The organism is Bradyrhizobium sp. HKCCYLRH3073, assembly GCF_051167995.1.
Lineage (GTDB): Bacteria > Pseudomonadota > Alphaproteobacteria > Rhizobiales > Xanthobacteraceae > Bradyrhizobium.
Window position 1 is genome coordinate 127841 of sequence record NZ_JBNPUD010000001.1, and the last position, 21259, is coordinate 149099.

A 21259-nucleotide genomic window follows, 5' to 3' on the forward strand; every position below is an offset into this window, starting at 1 on the left:
GATGACCGGCTCGTCTGCATCGTCTTCAGCCTCGTCCGTCATTCTCAGCACGACGGTGCCGGCGCGCGTGCTGCGCCATGATCCGCAATACGGCATGTCGACATTGTTCTTCGCCGACGGCGAGCTGCGCGTGCCGATGGTCGATGCGGCTGTTGACGCCGGCGTCTCCGTGACCATCGAGGCCCGCGACGTCTCGATCGCGCTGTCGCGGCCGATGGATGTGTCGATCACCAACCGGCTGCCGGGCCGGATCGAGGAGATCCTGCCGCTCGATCCGCCCTATGTGCGCGTGACGTTCGATCTCGGTGCGACCAGGCTCCACGCGCTCGTGACCTTGGAATCGGTCGAGCGGCTGGCGTTGGAGCCGGATCTATCGGCCTGGGCGATGATCAAGAGCGTCGCGATCGGACCCGGCGCGGTTCGGCCTTCGGAGCTACCTCGGCCGCGCCGCTGGCCCGCTTCTGATAGCGCGGATCGGTAGCCTTCTGCAGCTCGACGAGCGCCGCAGCGGTGGCCGTGCGGGTGCGCCGCTCCATCGAGCGATACAGCGCGATCAGCCGCTCGCCGAACGGCGTGATCTCGGCGCCGCCGCCGCGGCGGCCGGGATGGGTCTCGAACACCGGCGTCTCGAAGGTGCGGTTGAGCGCATCGACCATCAGCCAGCATTTGCGGTAGGAGATGCCGCTCGCGCGCGCGGCGCCCAGGATCGAGCGCTCCCGGCGGATGAAGTCGATCAGCAGCAGATCCTCGGGCGACAGACTTCCGCCGTTGCCGAAAGTGATGGTCAATGCGATCTGAGCTTCGCGCTTCATCCTATTCCGATCCGCTCGCGTTGTGAGCCGATCATGTCACGCGGGCTCTGCGCTGTCACCATGCGGCCGGACCACGCTTCGATCCAGCCGGCACGGCGCGCGACTTCGACCGGGACGCATTCGGCGAACACGCCGGCGAAGCGCGTCCACGCCTCCATCATCGCAGGCGATACCGCCGTGATGATCGGAAGCCCGGCTGACATCGCCGAGCCGAAGGCGTCGGCGAGGCCACCTCCCGCCGCCTCCTGCTTGCCGAACTTGCTGAGGATCACGACATCCGTGCCACGCGCGATCGACTGCTGCACGGCGGCGCAGGCCAGCACCAATCCTTCGGGATCGAGATTGCAGGCCTGCGATCCCGGGCCGAGATCCTGCGAGATCGAGAACATGCGGTTGTCGTCGAGGCTGCGCAGCATCATGGCCTTGCACGGCCTGGTCTTGTCGACGCTGCTCTCGATCACGCCGGAGACGCGCAGCCCCATGCCTGCGAGCCGCGTGGCGAACTCATCGAGTAACTCCTGGATGACGGTGGACGCAGCGCCCTGCAGCGCCACGATCTGACATGTCCCGACCTCAGCGACACCCATGGCAGTCCTCCTCACGCATTGGCGGAGACGCGGCCCGCCTTCCGACCGGTTCGCATGATCTCTTGGACAGCCGAGACGACGCTCGCGGCGATCGATCGCCCGCGGTCGTCCATGCCGGTCCATGCGGCGTGGCGGCCGCGCGGATCGATCTCCAGCAGCTTGACGTTGGCCGGCACGCGCAGACCGTCGCGCGCGATGCCGCGCAGTGCGCCATCGAGCGGCGCCAGCACCGGCGTGCCGCCGAGCGATCCGAGCTGCAGTCCTTTGTAGACGCGGGTGCCGATGTCGAGCGGCGTATGCCAGACGGCATCCTGATCGGAATAGACGAAGCGCTCGCGGCCTGCGCCGCCGAGATCGCGTGCCTTGCCGTCCGCATCGCGCGTCGTGCCGTGCGCCACGATCGCGCCGGTCTCGCAAGGATGTGTCTCGACCGCGATGTCGCAATTGTGCCCGACCGCAAAGCGCGGCCCAATGCCGACGGCGATGCCGGCGACGCCGCGCAGATCCGGCGTCGCCAGATGCTTCTGCATCCGTGCATCGACGATGACTGCGGGATAGCGGAACGCGATGATGTCGGTAAGATGCATCCCGGTGACGGCGACCCGGCCTGGCTCGCGATGAATGCGCACGACGTCCGCGATGCCCTCGGCCCGGCAGCCGATCACGCCGTCGATGTCGCACGTCTCACCATACAGGACGTCGTGAAAGGCCATGCCGCGTCGGATCACCGGCGGAAAGGCGTCGTGACAAAGGACGAGCGCGAAGCACGCCTGGTTGAGCTTGGCCGCGATCGCGGAGGCGATCTCGTTGGTGCCCAGCACCAGCGCGAGCGGCTTGGGCGCGTTCGGATGCCAGGTGACGGCGGCGGCTTTCATGCTGATGACCTCGTGTTGCGAGATCGAATGAGCAAGCCGCGGGCCAGATCGTCAGGCGCCGACCAACTTGTTCATTGCATTGAGGAAAAGCAGGCAGGCTTCGGTGTTGCGATCCAAAGCTATATTGTTTAGGATATAACATCGGACGCTATATTGTCGTTTATACAACATGTGTTGCGATGGTGGGGGGAGGGTCGGCGCGTGCCGATCAGACGATGGGCTCTTCGCGCCGAACCAGCGCGACGCCCTTGACCTGGGCGTAGACGGCAAGCCCCGCCTGCAGGCCGAGCTCGTTCCACGAGCGTTGGGTGACCCGCGACAGCAATCGCGCGCCCTCACCGTCCTCGCCGAGGCCGAGCAGGGCAGTGACGCGGTGGTCCGATTGGCTGCGGATTTCCAGGATCTTCGCGCGCAGCACGTTGACGATGGTGCTGCGGCTCGGCGTTTCCACGGCGAGGCTGACGTCATCGGCCAGCACGCGCAGGCGGCGGCGTGTTCCGGACGCAAGCGGCTCGGCCGGCAGCACGAAATGCCCGCCGGGCACCGCAAGCGTCACCATGCCGTCGATGGCGTCGTGCTTCAGAACGGTGGCGTCGAGACTCACCGCAGCATCGCGGGAGAGCGCGAGCGGCAGTGTCAGGTCGGCTTGGAGCACGGACAGCGGGCCCGAAGCCAGGACGCTGCCATTGCGCATCAGCACCAGCTGATCGGCGAGCCGCTCGACCTCCGCGATATCGTGGCTGATGTAGAGGATCGGCAGGTCGAGCGCGGCATGCAGGCGCTCCAGATAGGGCAGGATCTCGTCCTTGGTCATCTGGTCGAGCGCCGACAGCGGCTCGTCCATCAGCAGCAGCTTCGGCTGGCTGAGCAGAGCGCGGCCGATCGCCACGCGCTGCCGCTCGCCGCCGGACAGATGGCGCGGCGAGCGCTCCAGCAGCTTGGCGATGCCGAGCAGCGACACGACCTCATCGAAGCCGATGGCGGTGGGGCCGGACGGGCCGGGATGGCCGTACATGAGGTTGCGGCGGACGGAGAGATGCGGAAACAGATTGGCTTCCTGGAACACGTAGCCGATCGGGCGCCGGTGCACCGGGCGGAAGGTCTTCTCGTCCTGCCAGACGTCGCCGGCGACGGAGCATCGTCCGTCCAGGCGGTTGAGGCCGGCGATGCTGCGCATGACGGCGGTCTTGCCACAGCCGGACGGGCCGAAGATCGCGGTGACGCCGCGCGCCGGAACCTCGAACCGCGCGTTCAGCTCAAAGCGCCCGAGCGTACCGCGGAAATCGACCTTGACGGTGCTCATGACGCCCGTCGCGTCATCTTCTTCTCGATCAGCATCATCGTCAGAATGACGCCGAACGAGAACACGACCATGCCGAGCGCCAGCACGGAGGCTTCGGTCCATTGCGAGGTCTCGACGTAGTCGTAGATCGCGACCGACAGCACCTTCGTCCTGCCGGGAATGTTGCCGCCGATCATCAGCACGACGCCGAACTCGCCGACAGTGTGGGCAAAGCCGAGGATCGCGCCGGTGAGGAAGCCGGGGCTCGCCAGCGGCACGGCGATCGTCCAGAACGCGCGCCAGGGCGAGGCCCGCAGCGTGGCGGCTGCTTCCAGGGGCTTCTCGCCCATGGCCTCGAAGGCGTTGCGGATCGGCTGCACCACGAACGGCATCGAGAACAGCACCGAGCCGATCACGAGGCCCGGGAAAGTGAAGGCGAGGGTGCGTGCGCCCCACAAGGAAGCCAGTGCCCCGCCCGGACCGCTCGGGCCGAGCGCGACCAGCAGATAGAAGCCGAGCACGGTCGGCGGCAGCACCAGTGGAATCGCCACCAGGGCTGCGACCGCCTCTTTCCACCACGCCTGCGACCGCGCCAGCCACCATGCGATCGGTGTTCCCACGATCATCAGAATGACGGTCGTGATCGCTGCCAATTCGAGGGTCAGGCTGACCGGTTGCCAGATATCGGCCGAGACGTGCAAGTTCATCCCTGGAAGTTCATCGACGTGGGCGCTCAGCTGCCGGACTTCGGGTCCAGAGCATAGCCGAACTTCTCGATGACCGCACGGGCTTCCGGAGTCTTGAGGAAGGTCAGGAACGCAGTCGCCGCCTCGTTGCCGGCGGATGCCTTCAGCAGCACGGCATCCTGGCGGATCTCGGTGTAGAGGGTCTGCGGCACCAGCCAGCGCGACCCGCCGGCATTCGGCATCAGCTGCGACAGCGCGACGAAGCCCACCTCGGCATTGCCGGTATCGACGAACTGGAACGCCTGCGAGATCGTGTTGCCCTGCACGATCTTGGGCTGGATCGCTTCATAGAGCTTGAGCGCCTTCAGCGTCTCCACTGCGGCCGCGCCATAGGGCGCGGCGGTGGGATTGGCGATCGACAGCTTGTTGAACGCGTTCGCCTTCAGCGTTTCCTCGCCCTTCACCGCCTTCGGATCCTTGCTCCACAGCACGAGCTTGCCGATGGCGTAGGTGAAGCGGCTCTCGGCGACGCCGAGGCCCTCGTCGACCAGCTTCTTAGGCCGTTCGTCGTCGGCGGAGAGCAGGATCGCGAACGGCGCGTTCTCCTTGATCTGGGTGTAGAACTGTCCGGACGCGCCGAAGCTCAGCACCAATTCGTGCCCCGTCTTGGCCTTGAACAGGCCGGCGATCTCCTTCGCCGGCTCGGTGAAGTTGGCGGCCACGGCGATGTTGGCGCTGCCGGCAAACGCGTTTGCCCCGGTCAGGAGAGCGGCAGCCGCGCACAGAGCAGCGGCGACGAAGCGCATCGATCTCATCACAATTGTCCTCGTTCATATCGACAGAGACGGGTTCGCTTCGATGAATTGCAAGTCCCGTTCCGGCGCAGCGGCCCGTGCCGATGCCGTGCTATATTCATTCGTATACATCAAAATAGACAGGTCGGCGACGTCCCGTCAACCCGAGGGGCTCCCTCGGGCAAACGCGATGGGCGTCAGTGTTCGACTTTCGACAATCGAGGCTGAAGCGATGTCGGAAACGTGACGGCCCGAGAACCAGGGGTCCTCGGGCCGGCGCGAGACTAAGCCATCCGCTCCCAGAGCTGCCGCACCAGCATGCCCGCGCGCTTCTCGATTGCCGCGGCGGCATCGAGCGCGAGGTCCTCGCGATAGCGGCCGGCGATCAGCTGCACGCCGATCGGCTGGCCATTGTGAACCGCCACCGGCACCACCGCGCCGGGCAGCCCGAGCACGTTGATGGCCGAGATGAAGCGGATCTCGTTGAAGAAGATATCACGCACGCGCTCCGGGCTTACCGTGTCCTCGCGCGGGCCCGGCGTCGGCTTGACCGTCGTTGGCGCCAGCACCACCGGATACTCCTCGAAGAACATCTGCCAGGCGCGGATATGGGTGGAGCGCTGCGCCGTCGCGTTCATCCAGCCTGCGAGGTCGAGGATCTCGGCCTTGGCCCGCATCCCGCCCCACGCCTTGTGGAAGTCTTCGGAGGTGACGGCGAGCATCTTGGCTTCCTGCATCACGACCACCTCGGTGGTGATGACGTCGCACCAGGTCTGCCAGACGCCGGAGATGTCGGGGACCTCGACCTCGCTGACCCGGTAGCCGGAGCGCTCCAGATGATCCGCGGCCTGCCGGAGCGCGGCCTGCACCGAGGGATCGACGTCCATGTCATCAGGAATCTTGGCGAGCGCGACCTTGATCGGCCGCTTGGGCGTCTCGCCCTCGAGCGGGGCCGGCACCCACCAGGGATCGCGCGGATCGCGCCGGCTCATCACCTCCAGCGCCAGCCTGACGTCGGCGACGCTGCGCGCCAGCGGCCCCTGCGACGACATCAGATGCGCGAGCATCGGCCGCTCGGCCGCGGCGCTTTCATTATAGGCCGGGATGCGCCCCTGCGTCGGCTTGATCGTGACCACGCCGTTGCAATGCGCCGGCCAGCGCAGCGAGCCGCCGATGTCGTTGCCATGCGCGATGGTGCCGATGCCGGCGGCGACCGCGGCTCCGGCGCCGCCCGACGAGCCGCCACAGGTGATCTCGGGATCCCACGGGTTCAAGGTCAGCCCGTGCAGCGGGTTGTCCGTGAAGCCGCGGAATGAGAATTCCGGCGTGTTGGTGAGGCCGAGCACGATCGCGCCCGCCTTCTTGAGGTTGCGCACGACCGGCGCGTCCGACGGCGCGATGATCCCCATCTGCGCCGGAACGCCGTTGGGGTTTGGCCGTCCCTCGTAGTCGACGTTCTCCTTGATCGTGACGGGCACGCCATGCAGCAGGCCGTCCTTGTTGCGCGCCTTGTCCGCGGCGCGCGCAGCTTTCAAGGCTTCTTCGGACAGATCGACGACGACCGCGTTCAGCTTCGGATTGACCTCATGCATGCGCGCGAGATGGGCCTCGGTCACCTCGACCGAGGAGACCGCGCCGGAGCGGATCGCAGCGGCGGTGTCGAGCGCCGACCACTGCCAGACTGGTCCTTTCGGCAGCCGCGGCTTTGGCGCGGCTGCCTTCGCCTGTGGTCTGGCCTGCGGCTTCGCCTTTGCGGGCTTCCTGTTGGCCGTGGCGCGCACGGCCGCGCGCTTCGGAGCCGGCTTGGCGGTCTTCGCCGCCGGCTTCTTCTTTGTCGCTGTCTTTGCCATCGTGTTCCCCCCAGTTTATCTCTCAAACGACCGACATGGTCAGCGGCGGCTCGACCTCGGCGGGCAGCGGGCTGACATAGGGCGTGCGCTGTGTCCGCTTCTTCAGGTCGGCCTTGGCGGCTGCGATCAGCGCCGGCTCATTGAGCGCCTTGATGCCGAGACCGGCCATGGCCTTCGCGGCCTGCACCATCGCCTTGTGCGCGGCCGGCGTCTTGCCTTGCGCAACGACCTGCCAGGTGTGGAACGGCGTGCCGATCGCCACCGTCGGCGCGTGCACCTGCACCGTTGGCACCACCCAGCTGACGTCGCCGACATCGGTCGAGCCGATCTGCGGATTGCGCTTGGCGTTCAGCGGCACCAGGAAGTCGGCCAGCGGCTTGTCGGTCGGGTCCATGCCGATGCTGTAGTAGACGGATTCGATGTCCTTGTCGGTCAGGGTCGCCTGGATCTGCCCGGCGAAATCCTTGTCGGTCGTGTCGAAATACGGCGGCCCGAGCTCTTCCATGATCCCGTGCAGCGCCTCTTCGAGCGGCGTGTTGGGCAGGATGTTGGAGACCGCCGAGATGATCTTCATCTCGACCTTGGTCTCGGTCATCATCGCGGCACCTTGCGCGATCTTGTGCACGCGCCCGACCAGCTCGTTCATGCCGGGCAGGTCGCGCGCGCGGATGGAGTAGCGCACGCGCGCATGCGCCTGCACGACGTTGGGTGCGATGCCGCCGGTGTCGAGCAGCGCGTAATGCACGCGGGCGTCGCTCGGCATGTGCTCGCGCATGTAGTTGACGCCGACATTCATCAATTCCACCGCGTCGAGCGCGCTGCGGCCGAGATGCGGCGAGGCGGCCGCATGCGAGGTGCGTCCGGTGAAGATGAAGTCCGCGCGCGTGTTGGCGAGCGAGGGCGTCATCACCACTTCCCAGAAGCTCGACGGATGCCAGGTGATCGCGATGTCGGCATCCTCGAACGCGCCTGAGCGCACCATGAAGGCCTTTGCGGCGCCGCCTTCCTCGGCAGGGCAGCCGTAGTAGCGCACGCGTCCCGGGACCTTGTTGGCGGCGAGCCAGTCCTTGACGGCGGTGGCCGCGAGCAGCGCCGCCGAGCCCAGCAGATTGTGGCCGCAGCCATGGCCGTGGCCGCCGGTCTCGATCGGACGATGCTCGGCAACTCCCGCTTCCTGGCTGAGGCCGGGCAGGGCGTCGTATTCGCCCATGAAGGCGATGACCGGACCGCCTTCGCCCCATTCGCCCATCAGCGCGGTCGGGATGCCCGCCACCTTTTCGATGATCCGAAAACCCTGGTGCTTCAACTCGGTGAGGTGTTCGGCGGAGGAGCGGGCTTCGGTGTAGCAGACCTCGGGCATGCTCCACACCCGGTCGCTGAGCTCGATGAAACGGGTCTTGATCGCGTCGACGCCGCGCCAGATCTCGCTGCGGTTGTCCATCTCCGGTCTTGTCCTCTGCTGCCGATAGGAAGCCGGTATGGTTATCAGCTAAGTTCCCCGACGCCTAGCGATCCGCCGCGAGAGCAGCCATGCGGCCCGCGGCAAGGCGCGGAGGCGCGCGCGTCATCCTTTGAGCAGATGATGCTGCGGTTGGATGCAGCGCGATGCTTTCGGCGGCGCAGCGAGAAGGGTCGGGACTCCGTCCTCGAATTTCGGAACTGCCGCCGTGCGCCGTTACCGCGCCCATCCTGGAACGATCGTGGTCGCGTCCTGTTCTCGTGTCTGGAGTGCGACCACCATGCGTGCAGGACCGATCACCATCATCGTTGCATTGCTGCTGATTCTCGCAGCCGCCGTCATCTTCGCCTATCAGGGCATGACCCTGCCTGGTGATCCGATGCCGGCCGGGGGCTGGATCGCGCTCACGCTCGGCGTGGTGTTTTCGCTCATCGTGGGGATCGGGCTGATGGTGCTGTTGTTCTACAGCAGCCGCAAGGGCTACGACGAACCATCACAGTTCGGGGCTGATGATCATCGCGACTGAGACCGCTCACGCCGGGCGCGGCGGATGCTGTGTCCGCGGATGCCGGTCGTGAAGCAGCTTGGCGAGTTCGTGCCTCAGATCGTCGTGACCGCGCATCGCCGTCTCGAACAGCGCCTCCTGGATGTCGCGCGGCATGTCGCCCCAGACGCCGATGGCGGCGCTTCCGAGCAGCTCTGCGAACCGGTTGTCGTCCATGCGGCACCTCCGGACGATCTGACGCCCGAGAGCGGCAAAGGTTCCAGGCCCGGTTACTGCGTGGTGAACAGGACAACCGCAATCGCAACGGAGAGCGCGATCGCGGACACCGTCCCCGTGGTCGACAGCACGCCCATGCGCCGCAGCGCCGCTGCAAACACGATGATGATCGGGGTGGCGGTGACGAGGCCGAGCTGCGCTTCGGTCATGGACATGCTCCTGATGCCGATCCCGTAGCGCATCCAGGCGCCGTGCTGTTTGTGCGCCGACAAAGAGCATGTCTGCCGCCCCGACTAGCTTTGCCGACATCTGATCGGAGGTGGCGGTGTCGGCACTCACATACGAACCGGAACCAACGGAGCGCTGGGGCGTGCTCGACGGGTTGCCGGGCGACCCCATGATGTGGGTCCTGATCCTCAGCGAGCTCGTCGCTTTCGGCCTGCTGCTCGGCGCTTTCGTCGTGGCGCGCGCAGTCAATCCAGTCGTGTTCGCGGCCGGGCAGGCCATGCTGGACGGACCTCTCGCCGCATTGAACACAATCGTGCTTGTGACGAGCGGGTGGGCTGCGGCGCGCGCGGCGGCCGCGGCGAGAGGCGCATCGCCGCCCACCGCACGGCGTTGGATCATGCTGGCGATCCTGCTCGGCGCGGCCTTCATTGCCGTCAAGCTGACCGAGTATGGCAGGGAGATTGCCGCCGGCGCAGGTCTGGAGACGTCGCCGTTTTTCACGCTCTATTTTCTGCTCACGGGCTTCCATCTGCTCCACGTCGTGCTCGGGATGGTCATCCTGGGAGGCGTCGGTCGTCATGCCGCGCCCGACAGCGTCGAGACCGGGACGGCGTTCTGGCACATGGTCGACCTGGTCTGGATCGTGATGTTCCCGATCCTCTATCTGGTGGGATGAGTCATGGTCCGCGATCGCCTCACGCTCGCCTGGCTTCAATTGCTGAGCCTCGCCACCGCCACGCTCGCGGCCTCGCTGCTGCTGCCGAATCGCTGGCTCGCCGATGCTCTCGTGCTCGTGCTCGCATTGGCCAAGGGCAGGGTGATCGTGCTGGATTTTCTCGGCCTGCGCCATGCGCCCGCGCTGTGGCGGGGCCTGCTCACATCGTGGCTCCTAGGCCTGGTCGCGCTCGCCGGGCTCGCGGTGGCTATCCGCGCACTGGTCTGACGCGCCATCGCCATGCTGCTTGCGCCGCGACAAAGAGACTTCCGGCAGTGCCGGTAGATTGCCTTCACCATCGACCTTCACCAAACGGAAAGGACGTGTCATGGCGGAACGCCTGACCAAGTCGGCCGCACGGAACGTCTTCTACGGCGGTTCGGCCTTCTTCTTTGCGATCTTCCTCGGGCTCACAGCGCACAGCCACTACTACATGGTCACGACCTCGACCAGTGCGTCGACGCTGTCCGACGGCGTCGCTCGCGGCAAGCACGTCTGGGAGAAAAACTCCTGCATCAACTGCCACACGCTGCTCGGCGAGGGCGCCTATTTCGCGCCAGAGGTCGGCAATGTCTGGGACCGCTGGGGCGGCAGGCAGGACCCGGCCGCCGCGCGCGAGATGCTGAAGTCCTGGATGCAGTCGCAACCCTCCGGCGCGCCCGGCCGCCGGCAGATGCCGCAGTTCAACCTGTCCGACCAGGAGCTCAACGATCTCGCGGACTTCCTGCAATGGACCGACACGATCAAGCGCCAGGACTGGCCGCCGAACAAGGCCGGCTGAGCCGGCATCCCGCCCCCCGTCATGAGAGAGATCCGCGATGAGATATGAGACCCAGAAGGTCGCGATGCTGTATTTCTACGGCGCGCTGACGCTCTTCCTCGCTCAGGTCATCTTCGGCCTGCTCGCCGGCACGATCTACGTGCTGCCGAACACGCTGTCGGTCCTGCTGCCCTTCAACATCGTCCGCATGATCCACACCAACGCGCTGATCGTGTGGTCGCTGATCGGCTTCATGGGCGCCACCTACTTCCTGCTGCCCGAGGAGACCGAGACCGAGCTCTACAGCCCGCTGCTCGCCAAGATTCAGTTCTGGATGTTCTTCGGCGCCGCGGGGGCTGCCGTCGTCGGTTATCTCTTCCACTACCATGAGGGCCGAGAGTTTCTCGAGCAGCCCTTCATCATCAAGGTCGGCATCGTCGTCGTCTGCCTGATGTTCCTGTTCAACGTCACGATGACGGCGCTCAAGGGTCGCAAGACCACGGTGACCAACATCCTGCTGTTCGGGCTGTGGGGCGTGGCGATCTTCTTCCTGTTCGCCTTCTACAATCCGGCCAATCTCGCCGTCGACAAGATGTACTGGTGGTACATCGTCCATCTCTGGGTCGAAGGCGTCTGGGAGCTGATCATGGCCTCGATCCTGGCCTTCCTGATGATCAAGCTCAACGGCATCGATCGCGAGGTGGTCGAGAAGTGGCTCTACGTCATCATTGGCCTTGCGCTGTTCTCCGGCATCCTCGGCACCGGCCATCATTTCTACTGGATCGGCGCCCCCGGCTACTGGCAGTGGATCGGCTCGCTGTTCTCGACCCTCGAGGTCGCGCCGTTCTTCACCATGGTGATCTTCACGGTGCAGATGACGCTCAAGGCCGGCCGCAAGCATCCGAACCGCGCCGCGCTGCTGTGGTCGGTCGGCTGCTCCGTGATGGCGTTCCTCGGCGCCGGCGTGTGGGGCTTCCTGCACACGCTGTCCAGCGTGAACTACTACACCCACGGCACCCAGGTCACGGCGGCACACGGCCATCTCGCCTTCTTCGGCGCCTATGTGATGCTCAACCTCGCCGTCATGGCCTATGCGGTGCCGCAGCTGCGCCAGCGTGCGCCGTATAACCAGTGGCTCTCGATGGCGAGCTTCTGGATCATGTGCACGGCGATGATGACGATGACCTTTGCACTGACCTTCGCCGGTATCATCCAGGTGCATCTGCAGCGCGTGCTCGGCCAGAGCTACATGGACGTGCAGGACCAGCTCGCGATGTTCTACTGGGTGCGGCTCGGCTCCGGCGTGTTCGTGGCGATCGCGGCGCTGATGTTCGTCTGGGCCGTGCTGGTGCCCGGCCGCACCAAGGAGGCTGCGCTGCCCGGCGCGCTGCAGCCGGCGGAGTGAAATCCCGCAGGCGGCAGCCTCGATGCCGCCGCCTGCATCCCCCTGATACGGAGAGTTGTCATGAAGCCCGCGCTGCACGCGATCCATACCGCCCCGTCGTTCCCCTCGTACACGCCGACCGGCCATGAATGCGCGCTGTTCGAGCATGCGTTCCGACATCGCCTGCCGGTGCTGCTGAAGGGGCCGACCGGCTGCGGCAAGACCCGCTTCGTCGCGCACATGGCGGCGCGACTGGGCCTGCCGCTGCACACGGTCGCCTGTCACGACGACCTCACCGCCGCCGACCTCACCGGGCGCTATCTGCTCAAGGGCGGCGACACCGTGTGGACCGACGGCCCGCTGACCCGCGCGGTGCGCGAGGGCGGAATCTGCTATCTGGACGAGGTCGTCGAGGCCCGCAAGGACGTCACCGTCGTGCTGCATCCCCTCACCGACGACCGCCGGATCCTGCCCTTGGAGCGCACCGGCGAGGAGCTGATCGCGCCCGACGGCTTCATGCTCGTGGTCTCCTACAATCCCGGCTACCAGTCGCTGCACAAGGCGCTCAAGCCGTCGACACGGCAGCGCTTCATCGCCATCGAATTCGGCTTCCTGCCGGCCGAGCAGGAGATCGTGGTGGTTGCCGCCGAGAGCGGGCTGGCGCCGGAGCGCGTTCGGCCGCTGGTGGCGCTCGCGCATCGGCTGCGCGCGCTGCAGGGCCATGACCTGGAGGAGGGCGTCTCGACGCGGCTCCTGGTCTATTGCGCGACGCTCGTCGCCGCCGGAGCATCCATCGCGGACGCCGTGCTCGCTGCGATGATCGAGCCGCTCACCGACGACGCCGACGTCAAGGCCGCGCTGCGCGAGGTCGCGCATGCCGTGATCGGGTGAGCCATGCTCGACTTCCTCGAACTGGAGGAGACCGTCGGCCGTGCCTGGCATCGCATGGTCGGCACGACCTCGAGCTATCCGGTCCATCCGGACCAGGCCGTCGCCCTGAACGAGATCAGCGGCCGCATCGCCGTCATGTTCCGCGCGCTGGGCGGCGAGAGCGGCGTGCAGGTCGCCGGAGCCAAGGCGCGCAAATCGGGCCATCGGCTCGGCTGGCGCCAGCGCATTGGCCTCGGCGACGAATGCCTCGACCAGGCCGGGCGCGACGGCGCCACCGTGTTCCTGCCGGAGACCATCGCGCTGCTGCCGGATCGCGCGCTCAATGCGCAGCTCTATCACTGGCTCGCGGCGTGGTTCGCGACCATGGCGGTCGAGCCGATCGCGGAGCGCGATCCGCTGCGGCGTGATCTGCTGGCGCTGCGCCGGGCCTGTGAGACGACCGCGCTGGTGCTGGCGCGCTTCCCGGGACTGGCGCGTCCGCATGCGCAACTCGCCGAAGCGCTGGCTACGGCGCGGCCGCGGCGGCCGCTGCCTCGGCTCGAGCAGCAGGTCGAGCACATCGTCATGGCGCTGCTCGGCGTGGGCGCGCCGCCCAAAGGCGCGCTGTGGAATGCGGTCATCGCCGGCGGCCCGTTGCCGCAGGCCGCCCCGCCCGGCTATCGGCCGATGCTGCCGTGTCCGCTGTGGGGCGATTGCTGGGGTCGCGATGCCGTTGCCGCGGCGCGCGACGACGACGAGACGCAGACGCCCGCAGAGCAGGAGGGGGCACCCGACACCCGCAAGCGATTCGCGCGGCGCGAGCGCGACGACACGGCCAAGCGCGATCCATTCATTCTCAACCGCTTCGAGAAGATCCTCGCGATGGCGGAGATGGTCAATGTCGATCGTCCGTCCGACGATACCGACGATGACGACGCCCGCAAGGCCGCCGACGATCTCGACGAGCTTGCGATCGCCAGGCGCAAGGGGCGGCCGGCGAGCAAGCTGAAGTTCGACCTCGATCTGCCGCCCGAGGCGGTCGACACCGCGAGGCTCGACAGCGGCCGGCTGTATCCCGAATGGAATTATCGCAGCGGCGCCTATCTGCCGGATCATTGCCGCGTCGTGACCGGCGACGCCGCCGAAGCGGGCGAGGCGTGGGCTCCGGACGATGCGATGCGCCGGCGGATCCGCAGCGTCCGGCGCAGGTTCGAGACCTTGCGACCGCGCCACGAGATCATGCGCGCGCAGGCCGACGGCCACGACCTCGACATCGACGCGCTGGTGCGCGCGCGCAGCGATCTCAATGCCGGCCATGGCGGCATCGACCGCGTGCACCTCGCGATGCGCCCGCTGGCGCATGATCTCGCGGTGACTCTCCTGGTCGACGTGTCCCTGTCGACCGATGCATGGATCGATGGCGTGCGCGTCCTCGACGTCGAGAAGGAGGCGCTGCTGGTGCTGGCGCATGGGCTGTCGGCCTGCGGCGACAGCCACAGCATTCTCACCTTCACGTCGCGGCGCAACTCGTGGGTCCGCCTGGAGACCGTGAAGGCATTCGGCGAGCCGATGAGCGGGCGGGTCGAGCGCCGCATCGGCGCGCTCAGGCCCGGCTACTACACGCGTATCGGCACGGCGGTGCGTCACGCCGCCGGCGAGCTCGCCGAGCGATCCGAGCGCAAGCGCCTGCTGCTGGTGCTGACCGACGGCAAGCCGAACGACGTCGATCACTATGAGGGACGGTTCGCGATCGAGGACACGCGCAAGGCGGTGCAGGAAGCGCGACGCGGCGGCGTCGCGGTGTTCGGCGTGACCATCGATGCGTCGGCGCAGTCGTATTTTCCAACCCTGTTCGGTCGCGGCGGCTACGCCATCGTCGGCAACATCCGGCGACTACCGGCCGCACTGCCGGCGCTGTACCGGCAGTTGGCGCACTGACGCTTACGTCGCCGGCTCGCGCAGATTGCGCAGCGACACGGGCAGGTGGGCCATCAGCTTGTCGAACTCGCCGGGATCGAGCTTCTCCCAGAGAATCTCGAAGATGCCGCGCGCCGCCGTGAGCGGATCGACCGGGAATTGCGGCGGCAGTTGGCGGAAGATGTCATCGACGAAATATTCGAGATGGCGGTCCTTGGTCGGGGTTGCCGCGTGGTGCCAGCCCTCGTAGTAGATCCCGCGAATGAGCATCGGCAACTGGACGCCGAAATTCACGGCGACGGCCAGGGGCATGCGGTCGCGCAGCACATGGAGCACGGCACGCAGTGCATTGTAGGCCTGCTGCCGGCTCGCCAGCGCGAGGCGCTGCTCGATGGCCTTCAGCCAGATGTTGGTTTCCTGGACGGTGTGATCCAGGGCGGTCACGCCGATCTCGCTCATGTGGTTCTCCATGATGACAAGTGCACAGGACCGTTCGAGGGACGCCGAACGAGGTAACGGCAAGGCCTGATTCGCTTGAACGCCTTGTCAGTAGGTGGTGCGTCCGGGCCGGGCATGTTGACCTGCATCAAATCACGATGTCGTGGTCGGACCGTGAGGTAAATGGCGGGTCAACGGTCTGCCCAGCCGTTTACGATCCCTGGCTGCCGGAGCGGCACCGGCGGTCGGCAAGCCCATCCGTCATCTTACGGAGATCGTCGTGCCCCCGTGCACGGCACGCAACATTGGTCAGCAGTTCACTCTGACAAACAGCCATCGACAAACAGAACGTCTACAAATCAGCACGTCGCGATCTCGCGGCGCGGATCGCGCCCGAGTCTTGCTTGACGGAACCCTCTTCAAGGGAGAGGGCGCAGGGAAGGCCGGGAGCTCGCCGCCCCCATGGCCCCCGTGCGGAAAGAATGCACGGGGCAGGAACCACAGGTTCGGCCGAGACATCCCGGCCTTCCCTGCGCGACGGTGTTACGGCTTATACGCACTCTCCCCGGTGAACGGGCTGTCTTGCCACCGTCACCCGCGCGAGGCTGAAACCTCGTCGCGAGCTTGACGCCAGCGTCGCGGCGCCAGGACCATGCGATTTCGCCGTCCGCACCGTGCCGTTCGTCCGCAGGCATGACACCCGCTGCGACACGTCGCGTCCATCGCATCCCGCACTCCACGTCTCGTGACGTTCGCGACACGCCCCTCTTCATGAGGCGGGATGCGCGGAACTGTGCAGGTGATTTGCCCGACGGCGCAAGCGGTTTATCTGCGGCAGACTGGCACGACGGGCAATTCGCGCATGGCGGTCATGCGACCAAGTGGGATTGGACCAAAGCTTAAGGCGCTACTCGGATTATTCGGTTTAGCGTTTACTCAGCAGCTTCCGCGACGATGTCAGAAGTTGCACCAGCCTCATAACCACTTCCCATCCTGAGATTCTTCATAATTTCGTTTGCAATGGCCCAGGCGAGTAGTGGTGGTACAGCATTCCCGATCTGTTTGTAAGCAGGGTTCATAGTGCCGACGAAGCGGAAACCATCCGGAAAAGATTGAAGACGTGCCGCTTCGCGCACACTTATCACGCGGGCCTGTTTAGAGTCATAATGAATATGGCTATAAGTATCTTTGCCGAGATGAGCCATTAAGGTCCGCGAGGGAAAATCAGGCAGCAACTTCCACCATCGGTTCGGGAACGTTCCAAGCGGATAGGGAGGTACTATTGAATCTCGAAGTTCCCCTCGTTCCTTCTTCGATAGCGCGCGGCCCAACCGCTTCTGCTCAAGTCCTACACGCCGCTCCCAAATAGATACTGCGGTAGCGTGGGCTGCCGGATATTCAGCTCCATTTGGCATTTCCGAAAAGGTTTGGATGTCGCGCGGAAGATGACGTATCACATGATCCCAGACACCAAATTTTGCTCCAAATCGTGGCCAGCGACGCATCAGCCTTGCGTATCCGCGTACGTCTCGTCCGTTTAAAGCGTACGGGACACGCTGATCGAAGCGACGGGCCCCCCTTCGAAGCGCGCCTTCAAGGTGCAGTGTTATCGGCGGCAGATCACCGAGCGCTTCCTCGCAAGTAACAGGAAATGGTAATTGCGCAGACCCCCGATCCGCCTCGACGAACTTTCCGCCATCGAAGAGATCAACGTGTTTTAGGGCAACCGACCTTACGCCACGATATCCTTGTGGGAGATTCATATAGCGAGTTGGTTTGGGAAAGCTGATAGGCACTCTGATCGAATGGTGATAGGCGATAAGAAACGCGCGCTCGCGCATCTGTGGTACGCCGTAAAATGCTGCATTCAATAAAGAATATTTCGCGTCGTAGCCGAGTTCCGCGAGCGCCTCAGCGATCTCAGCCATGACGTTGTGGCCACCGAAATTCAGTGCATCGGGAACATTCTCGATAAGGATTGCGAGAGGTTTTGTGACGGAAACGTATTCGAGGTAACGAAGATAAAGATTGGCGCGTGGATCAATCTTATAAGCATTTGGATGGGCTGCAATCTCGCGAAGTTTGGCCCTGCCGATGCGCGTATATGCTTGGCATGGGGGGCCGCCGACGACGACATCAAAGGCCTCTTCGGCAGCCCCTAATCCGAGTTCACTTGTAAACTCATCCGGTTCGACCTCGAGGATGTCGCGAGGTTTGGCATGAAGTGAAGCTGATTTCGGATTACTGTCTTTGAAAAAATTGAAGGCATGTGTCGCGGCGGCATGCCTGTCGACCTCCATTGCTGCAGCAATTTCGAATCCTGCTCGCTCGAAGCCCAGCGAGATTCCGCCGCAGCCGGAGAACAGATCAAGTACCCGTGGGCACCCTCCTTTTGCGAGTCGGGCCAGCTTTTCTACGACCGGGCCGCTGTTTCGACTTTGTGCGGCCATTCCACGCATTGGGCTTCCTGTCGAGAAAAAGAATGATTCGCTTACGAAGCAAGTTAGCGTCCGCCAACTCGCATTCCCATACAATCATTACGTCCCATCCCAATGCCTTTAGTGCAGAACAATTGCGTTCATCCCGCTCCACGTTCTTAGCAAACTTCTCTTCCCAGAATGCTGTTTGGGATCTTGGAGTATAGGCGAATGGACAGTTCTTATGACGGTGCCAGAAGCAGCCATGCACAAGAATGATCTTGCGGCGCCCCTTCATCACGATGTCGGGGCGTGCAGGCAGACCTTTGACATGAAGCCGATATCCGACCCCCATGTCCCAGAGCAGTCTGCGGACCGCCAGTTCGGGCTTGGTGTCTGAGCCTTTTATCGCAGCCATATTGGCGCTGCGACGCTCTCGAGTAATCGTGTCCGCCATTCGGGTCTCGTCTGGTGTGCACTACATTTCAAAAATGTAGAGTTCAAAGTGAAAATATATTGACATGGTCGAATATGAAGTCTATCCCGTCGTGGGACAGTGTTCCTGCTGACATATGAGAAATCGAGTGATAGTCGATGAGGGCGAACGGCGTGCCGGTGAATCTCCGAACCAGCGGTTTCGTCGTCTTGCAGAGAAAAGGGTGGTTCGCGCCATCAAGGACATCCGGCTAATCTCAAACCTGAGTAACCGGAACAATTACGACTACAGCCAAGAGGAGATCGACAAGATTTTTCGTGTGCTCGATAGGGAGTTAAAGCTCGCGCGAAATAAGTTTGAGAGCAAGCAGCGCGATAGCGACGACATAGATTTTAAGCTCTAGTTTGTGCCTCTGAGAGGTCCTAATGGCTCTGGCGAATCGTTGGAAATTTTCAGAACGTGGCTTCAACGACGTTGAGCAAGAGGTCACGGAAGGTGACCAATTCAACACGGAGACTGTGCCAGAGACAGAAGCGCTGGTCCGGGAAGCTACGCAGAACTCTCAGGATGCGCGGCGTGTAGGCTCAAGGGAGCCGGTGCGGCTCCGTTTTGCGAGGGTCGATGCCGGAAACGGTCTGAACGATGACTACATGAGGGCGTTGGTTTCGGACCTGACGCCGCACCTTGAAGCAAGTCGTTTTAGTGTTCCAGAGAACATGCTCGCAGCCCCGTCAGCCTTGATAATTGAAGATTTTGGGACAGAGGGGCTAACGGGGAAAATCGACGACGAAAATGACCTCGGCAATTTTCGTTCCTTTTGGTTCCGTCACGGACGTTCTTTTAAGCATGGGAGTAAGAACGGGCGATGGGGACTAGGTAAGCTTGTGTACCCGATGATGTCGGCTAGCCGCTGTCTGTTTGGACTCACGAAGCGTGAAGGGGAGGAGGCACCGCTATTGCTGGGGCAGGCTGTCCTCCGTACCCATTCTATCGATGGTGTACGCTATGCTCCCCATGGGCACTTTGGGGATTGGAGTAGCGACCGTCTGCAACCCATTCGCGACTCACAGAACATCAGTATATTTAGCAAGGCATTTGGAATTACCCGATGCGCCGAGCCAGGACTATCAGTCGTCGTACCCTTCCCAGTGGGTGAAACAGACCTCGATCATTTGCTGCGTTTCGTGGTTAAGAACTACGCATATCCTATCCTAACCGGGCGCCTCGTAATTGATGTTCTTGACGAGAAGGTCGATTCGGAGAGCGTTCGGCGAATTGCGAAGGATGTTTTACCTGCAGGTCTTATCGGATTCATCGATGCAGCCCATGATTTCGATTCCGCGAAGCTCGTTAAGGTGAGTGCACGCCCACGCGGCTCCGAGGAGCGTATTGTCGAAAGTATGATTGGCGCCGATATTTCAGCTTTGAGAGATCAGTATTCTAAAGGGGAAACCATCGGCTTTCAGGTCCCAATTTCGCTAGCACGTAAGAAGGGCGAAGTGGCCGAGTCCGGGTTCACCGTATTCTTCCAGGCCGCATCGCAGGGGCAGGAGCAAGCCGCTCTATACGTGCGTGGCGATATTACAGTCCCAGACGAAGCTGCTGCATTCAACGGGCAGGGCTGCTTTGCGATGCTTGTCGCACAGGAGGAGGCAATAAGCGAGTTCCTCGCAGATGCCGAGAATCCTGCTCACACCAAGTGGGCTGCAACAGCTGCGAGAGTTAAGCAGAATTGGTCCTATCCTCGCCAGACCCTTGGTCAGATCAGATATGCTCCTGGCACCCTTCATCGATTTCTAGCGACTGGTCAAGATCGTGTCCATGAGGCGGCGCTGAGAGGTTTTTTCTGGATTGAGGATACTTCGCGCCCGCCGGAAAAGGTTCTGGGTAAGGGGCGGAAAAAGAAGCAAGAAGAAAAGCCAGATGCGGCTAGACCGCCGCCGCTTCCGGCCGCAAACCGTAAACTCGTGTTGCAGAAGCGCAAAGGTGGATTTTCGATAAAGCCGGGGCCGGGCTTCATCGAGGTGATGCTTCCTGCCGTGGTCAGAGTTGCGGTTTGTTACGACGTCGAGTATGGCAAGCCGAAATGGGACCGCCTTGATTTCGATTTTGCCGATGCCGCTCTTAGTATGAGCACGACTGGTGCGGAGCATGAAGCCAGCGACAATATTATTCTGTTGACCATCGAAGAGCCGCAATTCGAACTGGCGGTCGAGGGCTTCGATCTACGCAGAGATCTGGTCGTTGACTATAATCTGGTTCGCGGAAAGGAGCCCGTTGATGCGTAGCAGGATCAACAGTACGGGCCGCCAGAAGATCGATTCCGGGATGGCGACTTTCGTAGTAACGCAGCGTGCCGATGGAACTGCTGAGTTCAATGCCGAAATTGACCTTTCCTCGCTTAAACTCCCACCCCAGTCACATGTGATTGTGGAGGCGTATCGTCAGAGTCTCCATGAACGATTTCCTTTTGGTACGGTCAAAGCCATTTCCCCTTTAGACCCCCCCATCTTACGCGAGCTTGATCCGACCTCGGTGAAGTTCCGCATTAAGGTCGTCGAGCCGGATAGTGGCCGCGTTCTTGCCCGGGGAGATCGTCTTGGCGCAGACGAAGACGCTGAGGCTGGGCGTCACGAACTGCTAAAGGTTGTCGAGCGTGATCTTGGGCAGGAGCCTTGGAAAACTGAGATTTATGATGACGATCAAAAGCCCGCACTTATCATCAACAATCAGATTCCGGGAGCCGTTAGCCGCTTTCAGCGTGATCCAGTATTCCAAGCACTGATACTTCCCGCTGCACTTAGACAAGTGCTCATGATGCTACAGCTTGATCGTCAGGCTGAAGACGGTGATGAGGAAGATGAGGGAAATTGGACCACTGATTGGATCAGGTTTGCTCAGAATCTTACGGGGCGTGAGAAGCCGGATTGGTCCGAAACGACTGAAGCGACCAAATGGATTGACGATGTTTGCGCCGCGTTCTGCCGTCACCACGGCATGCTGGACCTGATCAGGACAGAGGACTAAT

Annotated in this window: 24 protein-coding genes; 11 read left to right on the forward strand and 13 right to left on the reverse strand. The window is 63.5% G+C overall.

From position 1 onward, the window contains the following. Window position 1: 1 nt before the first annotated feature. The gene (locus ACQR1X_RS00555) at window positions 2-481 is read left to right on the forward strand and encodes a TOBE domain-containing protein (RefSeq protein ID WP_434898135.1); all 480 of its coding nucleotides are present in this window, start codon (window positions 2-4) and stop codon (window positions 479-481) included. On the opposite strand, the gene ACQR1X_RS00560 is transcribed toward ACQR1X_RS00555, so the two are convergent. The 8 genes from ACQR1X_RS00560 to ACQR1X_RS00595 form a co-directional block, all read right to left on the reverse strand. Next, the gene (locus tag ACQR1X_RS00560; RefSeq protein WP_434892929.1) at window positions 390-812 is read right to left on the reverse strand and encodes a winged helix-turn-helix domain-containing protein; all 423 of its coding nucleotides are present in this window, start codon (window positions 810-812) and stop codon (window positions 390-392) included. The genes ACQR1X_RS00555 and ACQR1X_RS00560 overlap by 92 nt on opposite strands. Beyond that, entirely contained in the window at window positions 809-1399 is a 591-nt protein-coding gene (locus tag ACQR1X_RS00565; RefSeq protein ID WP_316217574.1) for a DUF2478 domain-containing protein, read from the reverse strand. The genes ACQR1X_RS00560 and ACQR1X_RS00565 overlap by 4 nt, the downstream gene beginning before the upstream one ends. An 11-nt stretch (window positions 1400-1410) precedes the next feature. After that, a complete protein-coding gene (locus tag ACQR1X_RS00570; RefSeq protein ID WP_316217572.1) occupies window positions 1411-2274 on the reverse strand; it encodes a xanthine dehydrogenase in 864 nt (287 codons plus the stop codon). Window positions 2275-2482: 208 nt separating this feature from the next. After that, entirely contained in the window at window positions 2483-3577 is a 1095-nt protein-coding gene (modC, locus tag ACQR1X_RS00575) for a molybdenum ABC transporter ATP-binding protein (RefSeq protein WP_316217571.1), read from the reverse strand. Beyond that, entirely contained in the window at window positions 3574-4263 is a 690-nt protein-coding gene (modB, locus tag ACQR1X_RS00580; protein WP_316177910.1) for a molybdate ABC transporter permease subunit, read from the reverse strand. The genes modC and modB overlap by 4 nt, the downstream gene beginning before the upstream one ends. Before the next feature lie 26 nt (window positions 4264-4289). Further along, window positions 4290-5057, reverse strand: coding sequence for a molybdate ABC transporter substrate-binding protein (gene modA / locus ACQR1X_RS00585; RefSeq protein WP_315804421.1), 768 nt, complete (start codon window positions 5055-5057; stop codon window positions 4290-4292). 263 nt (window positions 5058-5320) lie between these two features. Further along, window positions 5321-6886 (reverse strand): amidase family protein, encoded by a 1566-nt coding sequence (locus ACQR1X_RS00590; protein WP_434898136.1) that lies wholly within the window; start codon window positions 6884-6886, stop codon window positions 5321-5323. Window positions 6887-6908: 22 nt separating this feature from the next. Then, complete coding sequence (locus ACQR1X_RS00595) at window positions 6909-8327, reverse strand: M20 family metallopeptidase (RefSeq protein ID WP_434898137.1); 1419 nt, start codon at window positions 8325-8327, stop codon at window positions 6909-6911. A gap of 298 nt (window positions 8328-8625) precedes the next feature. On the opposite strand from ACQR1X_RS00595, the gene ACQR1X_RS00600 reads away from it, so the two are divergent. After that, a complete protein-coding gene (locus tag ACQR1X_RS00600; protein ID WP_434839166.1) occupies window positions 8626-8871 on the forward strand; it encodes a hypothetical protein in 246 nt (81 codons plus the stop codon). A 6-nt stretch (window positions 8872-8877) separates the two neighbouring features. Here the strand turns inward: ACQR1X_RS00600 and ACQR1X_RS00605 are convergent, their stop codons facing one another. Together ACQR1X_RS00605 and ACQR1X_RS00610 are read right to left on the reverse strand one after the other, a co-directional pair. Further along, the gene (locus ACQR1X_RS00605) at window positions 8878-9066 is read right to left on the reverse strand and encodes a hypothetical protein (RefSeq protein WP_315804425.1); all 189 of its coding nucleotides are present in this window, start codon (window positions 9064-9066) and stop codon (window positions 8878-8880) included. A 53-nt stretch (window positions 9067-9119) separates the two neighbouring features. Continuing rightward, complete coding sequence (locus ACQR1X_RS00610) at window positions 9120-9275, reverse strand: hypothetical protein (RefSeq protein ID WP_315717764.1); 156 nt, start codon at window positions 9273-9275, stop codon at window positions 9120-9122. 116 nt (window positions 9276-9391) lie between these two features. On the opposite strand from ACQR1X_RS00610, the gene ACQR1X_RS00615 reads away from it, so the two are divergent. From ACQR1X_RS00615 to ACQR1X_RS00640, 6 genes are all read left to right on the forward strand, one after another. Then, window positions 9392-9970, forward strand: a complete 579-nt coding sequence (locus ACQR1X_RS00615; RefSeq protein ID WP_315804426.1) for a cytochrome c oxidase subunit 3 family protein — start codon at window positions 9392-9394, stop codon at window positions 9968-9970. A gap of 3 nt (window positions 9971-9973) precedes the next feature. Further along, on the forward strand, window positions 9974-10237 hold the full coding sequence (locus ACQR1X_RS00620; RefSeq protein WP_316177915.1) for a cytochrome C oxidase subunit IV family protein: 264 nt from the start codon (window positions 9974-9976) through the stop codon (window positions 10235-10237). Window positions 10238-10337: 100 nt separating this feature from the next. Then, window positions 10338-10790 (forward strand): c-type cytochrome, encoded by a 453-nt coding sequence (locus ACQR1X_RS00625; RefSeq protein WP_315804428.1) that lies wholly within the window; start codon window positions 10338-10340, stop codon window positions 10788-10790. 37 nt (window positions 10791-10827) lie between these two features. Further along, a complete protein-coding gene (locus ACQR1X_RS00630) occupies window positions 10828-12174 on the forward strand; it encodes a cbb3-type cytochrome c oxidase subunit I (protein WP_315804429.1) in 1347 nt (448 codons plus the stop codon). A gap of 60 nt (window positions 12175-12234) precedes the next feature. Then, window positions 12235-13044 (forward strand): CbbQ/NirQ/NorQ/GpvN family protein, encoded by an 810-nt coding sequence (locus ACQR1X_RS00635; protein WP_315804430.1) that lies wholly within the window; start codon window positions 12235-12237, stop codon window positions 13042-13044. Window positions 13045-13047: 3 nt separating this feature from the next. Beyond that, on the forward strand, window positions 13048-14961 hold the full coding sequence (locus ACQR1X_RS00640) for a nitric oxide reductase activation protein NorD (RefSeq protein ID WP_434898138.1): 1914 nt from the start codon (window positions 13048-13050) through the stop codon (window positions 14959-14961). A gap of 3 nt (window positions 14962-14964) precedes the next feature. On the opposite strand, the gene ACQR1X_RS00645 is transcribed toward ACQR1X_RS00640, so the two are convergent. The 3 genes from ACQR1X_RS00645 to ACQR1X_RS00655 all read right to left on the reverse strand — a co-directional run bounded on the left by ACQR1X_RS00645 (window position 14965) and on the right by ACQR1X_RS00655 (window position 18252). After that, window positions 14965-15399: a DUF2267 domain-containing protein gene (locus tag ACQR1X_RS00645; RefSeq protein WP_316217564.1), complete on the reverse strand. Its 435-nt coding sequence runs from the start codon at window positions 15397-15399 to the stop codon at window positions 14965-14967. Between the two features lie 911 nt (window positions 15400-16310). Next, window positions 16311-17837 carry a DNA cytosine methyltransferase gene (locus ACQR1X_RS00650; protein ID WP_434898139.1) on the reverse strand — a complete coding sequence of 509 codons (1527 nt, stop codon included), beginning with the start codon at window positions 17835-17837 and terminating at the stop codon, window positions 16311-16313. Beyond that, complete coding sequence (locus tag ACQR1X_RS00655) at window positions 17746-18252, reverse strand: very short patch repair endonuclease (RefSeq protein WP_434898140.1); 507 nt, start codon at window positions 18250-18252, stop codon at window positions 17746-17748. The genes ACQR1X_RS00650 and ACQR1X_RS00655 overlap by 92 nt, the downstream gene beginning before the upstream one ends. A 127-nt stretch (window positions 18253-18379) precedes the next feature. Between ACQR1X_RS00655 and ACQR1X_RS00660 the strand changes: the two genes are divergently transcribed. Genes ACQR1X_RS00660 through ACQR1X_RS00670 form a run of 3 tightly spaced genes read left to right on the forward strand, consistent with a single transcriptional unit; the run spans window position 18380 to window position 21258 of the window. After that, the gene (locus ACQR1X_RS00660; RefSeq protein ID WP_434898141.1) at window positions 18380-18634 is read left to right on the forward strand and encodes a hypothetical protein; all 255 of its coding nucleotides are present in this window, start codon (window positions 18380-18382) and stop codon (window positions 18632-18634) included. Between the two features lie 22 nt (window positions 18635-18656). Then, window positions 18657-20519, forward strand: a complete 1863-nt coding sequence (locus ACQR1X_RS00665) for a hypothetical protein (RefSeq protein WP_434898142.1) — start codon at window positions 18657-18659, stop codon at window positions 20517-20519. Further along, the gene (locus tag ACQR1X_RS00670) at window positions 20512-21258 is read left to right on the forward strand and encodes a hypothetical protein (RefSeq protein ID WP_434898143.1); all 747 of its coding nucleotides are present in this window, start codon (window positions 20512-20514) and stop codon (window positions 21256-21258) included. The genes ACQR1X_RS00665 and ACQR1X_RS00670 overlap by 8 nt, the downstream gene beginning before the upstream one ends. The last annotated feature ends 1 nt before the right edge of the window (window position 21259 follow it).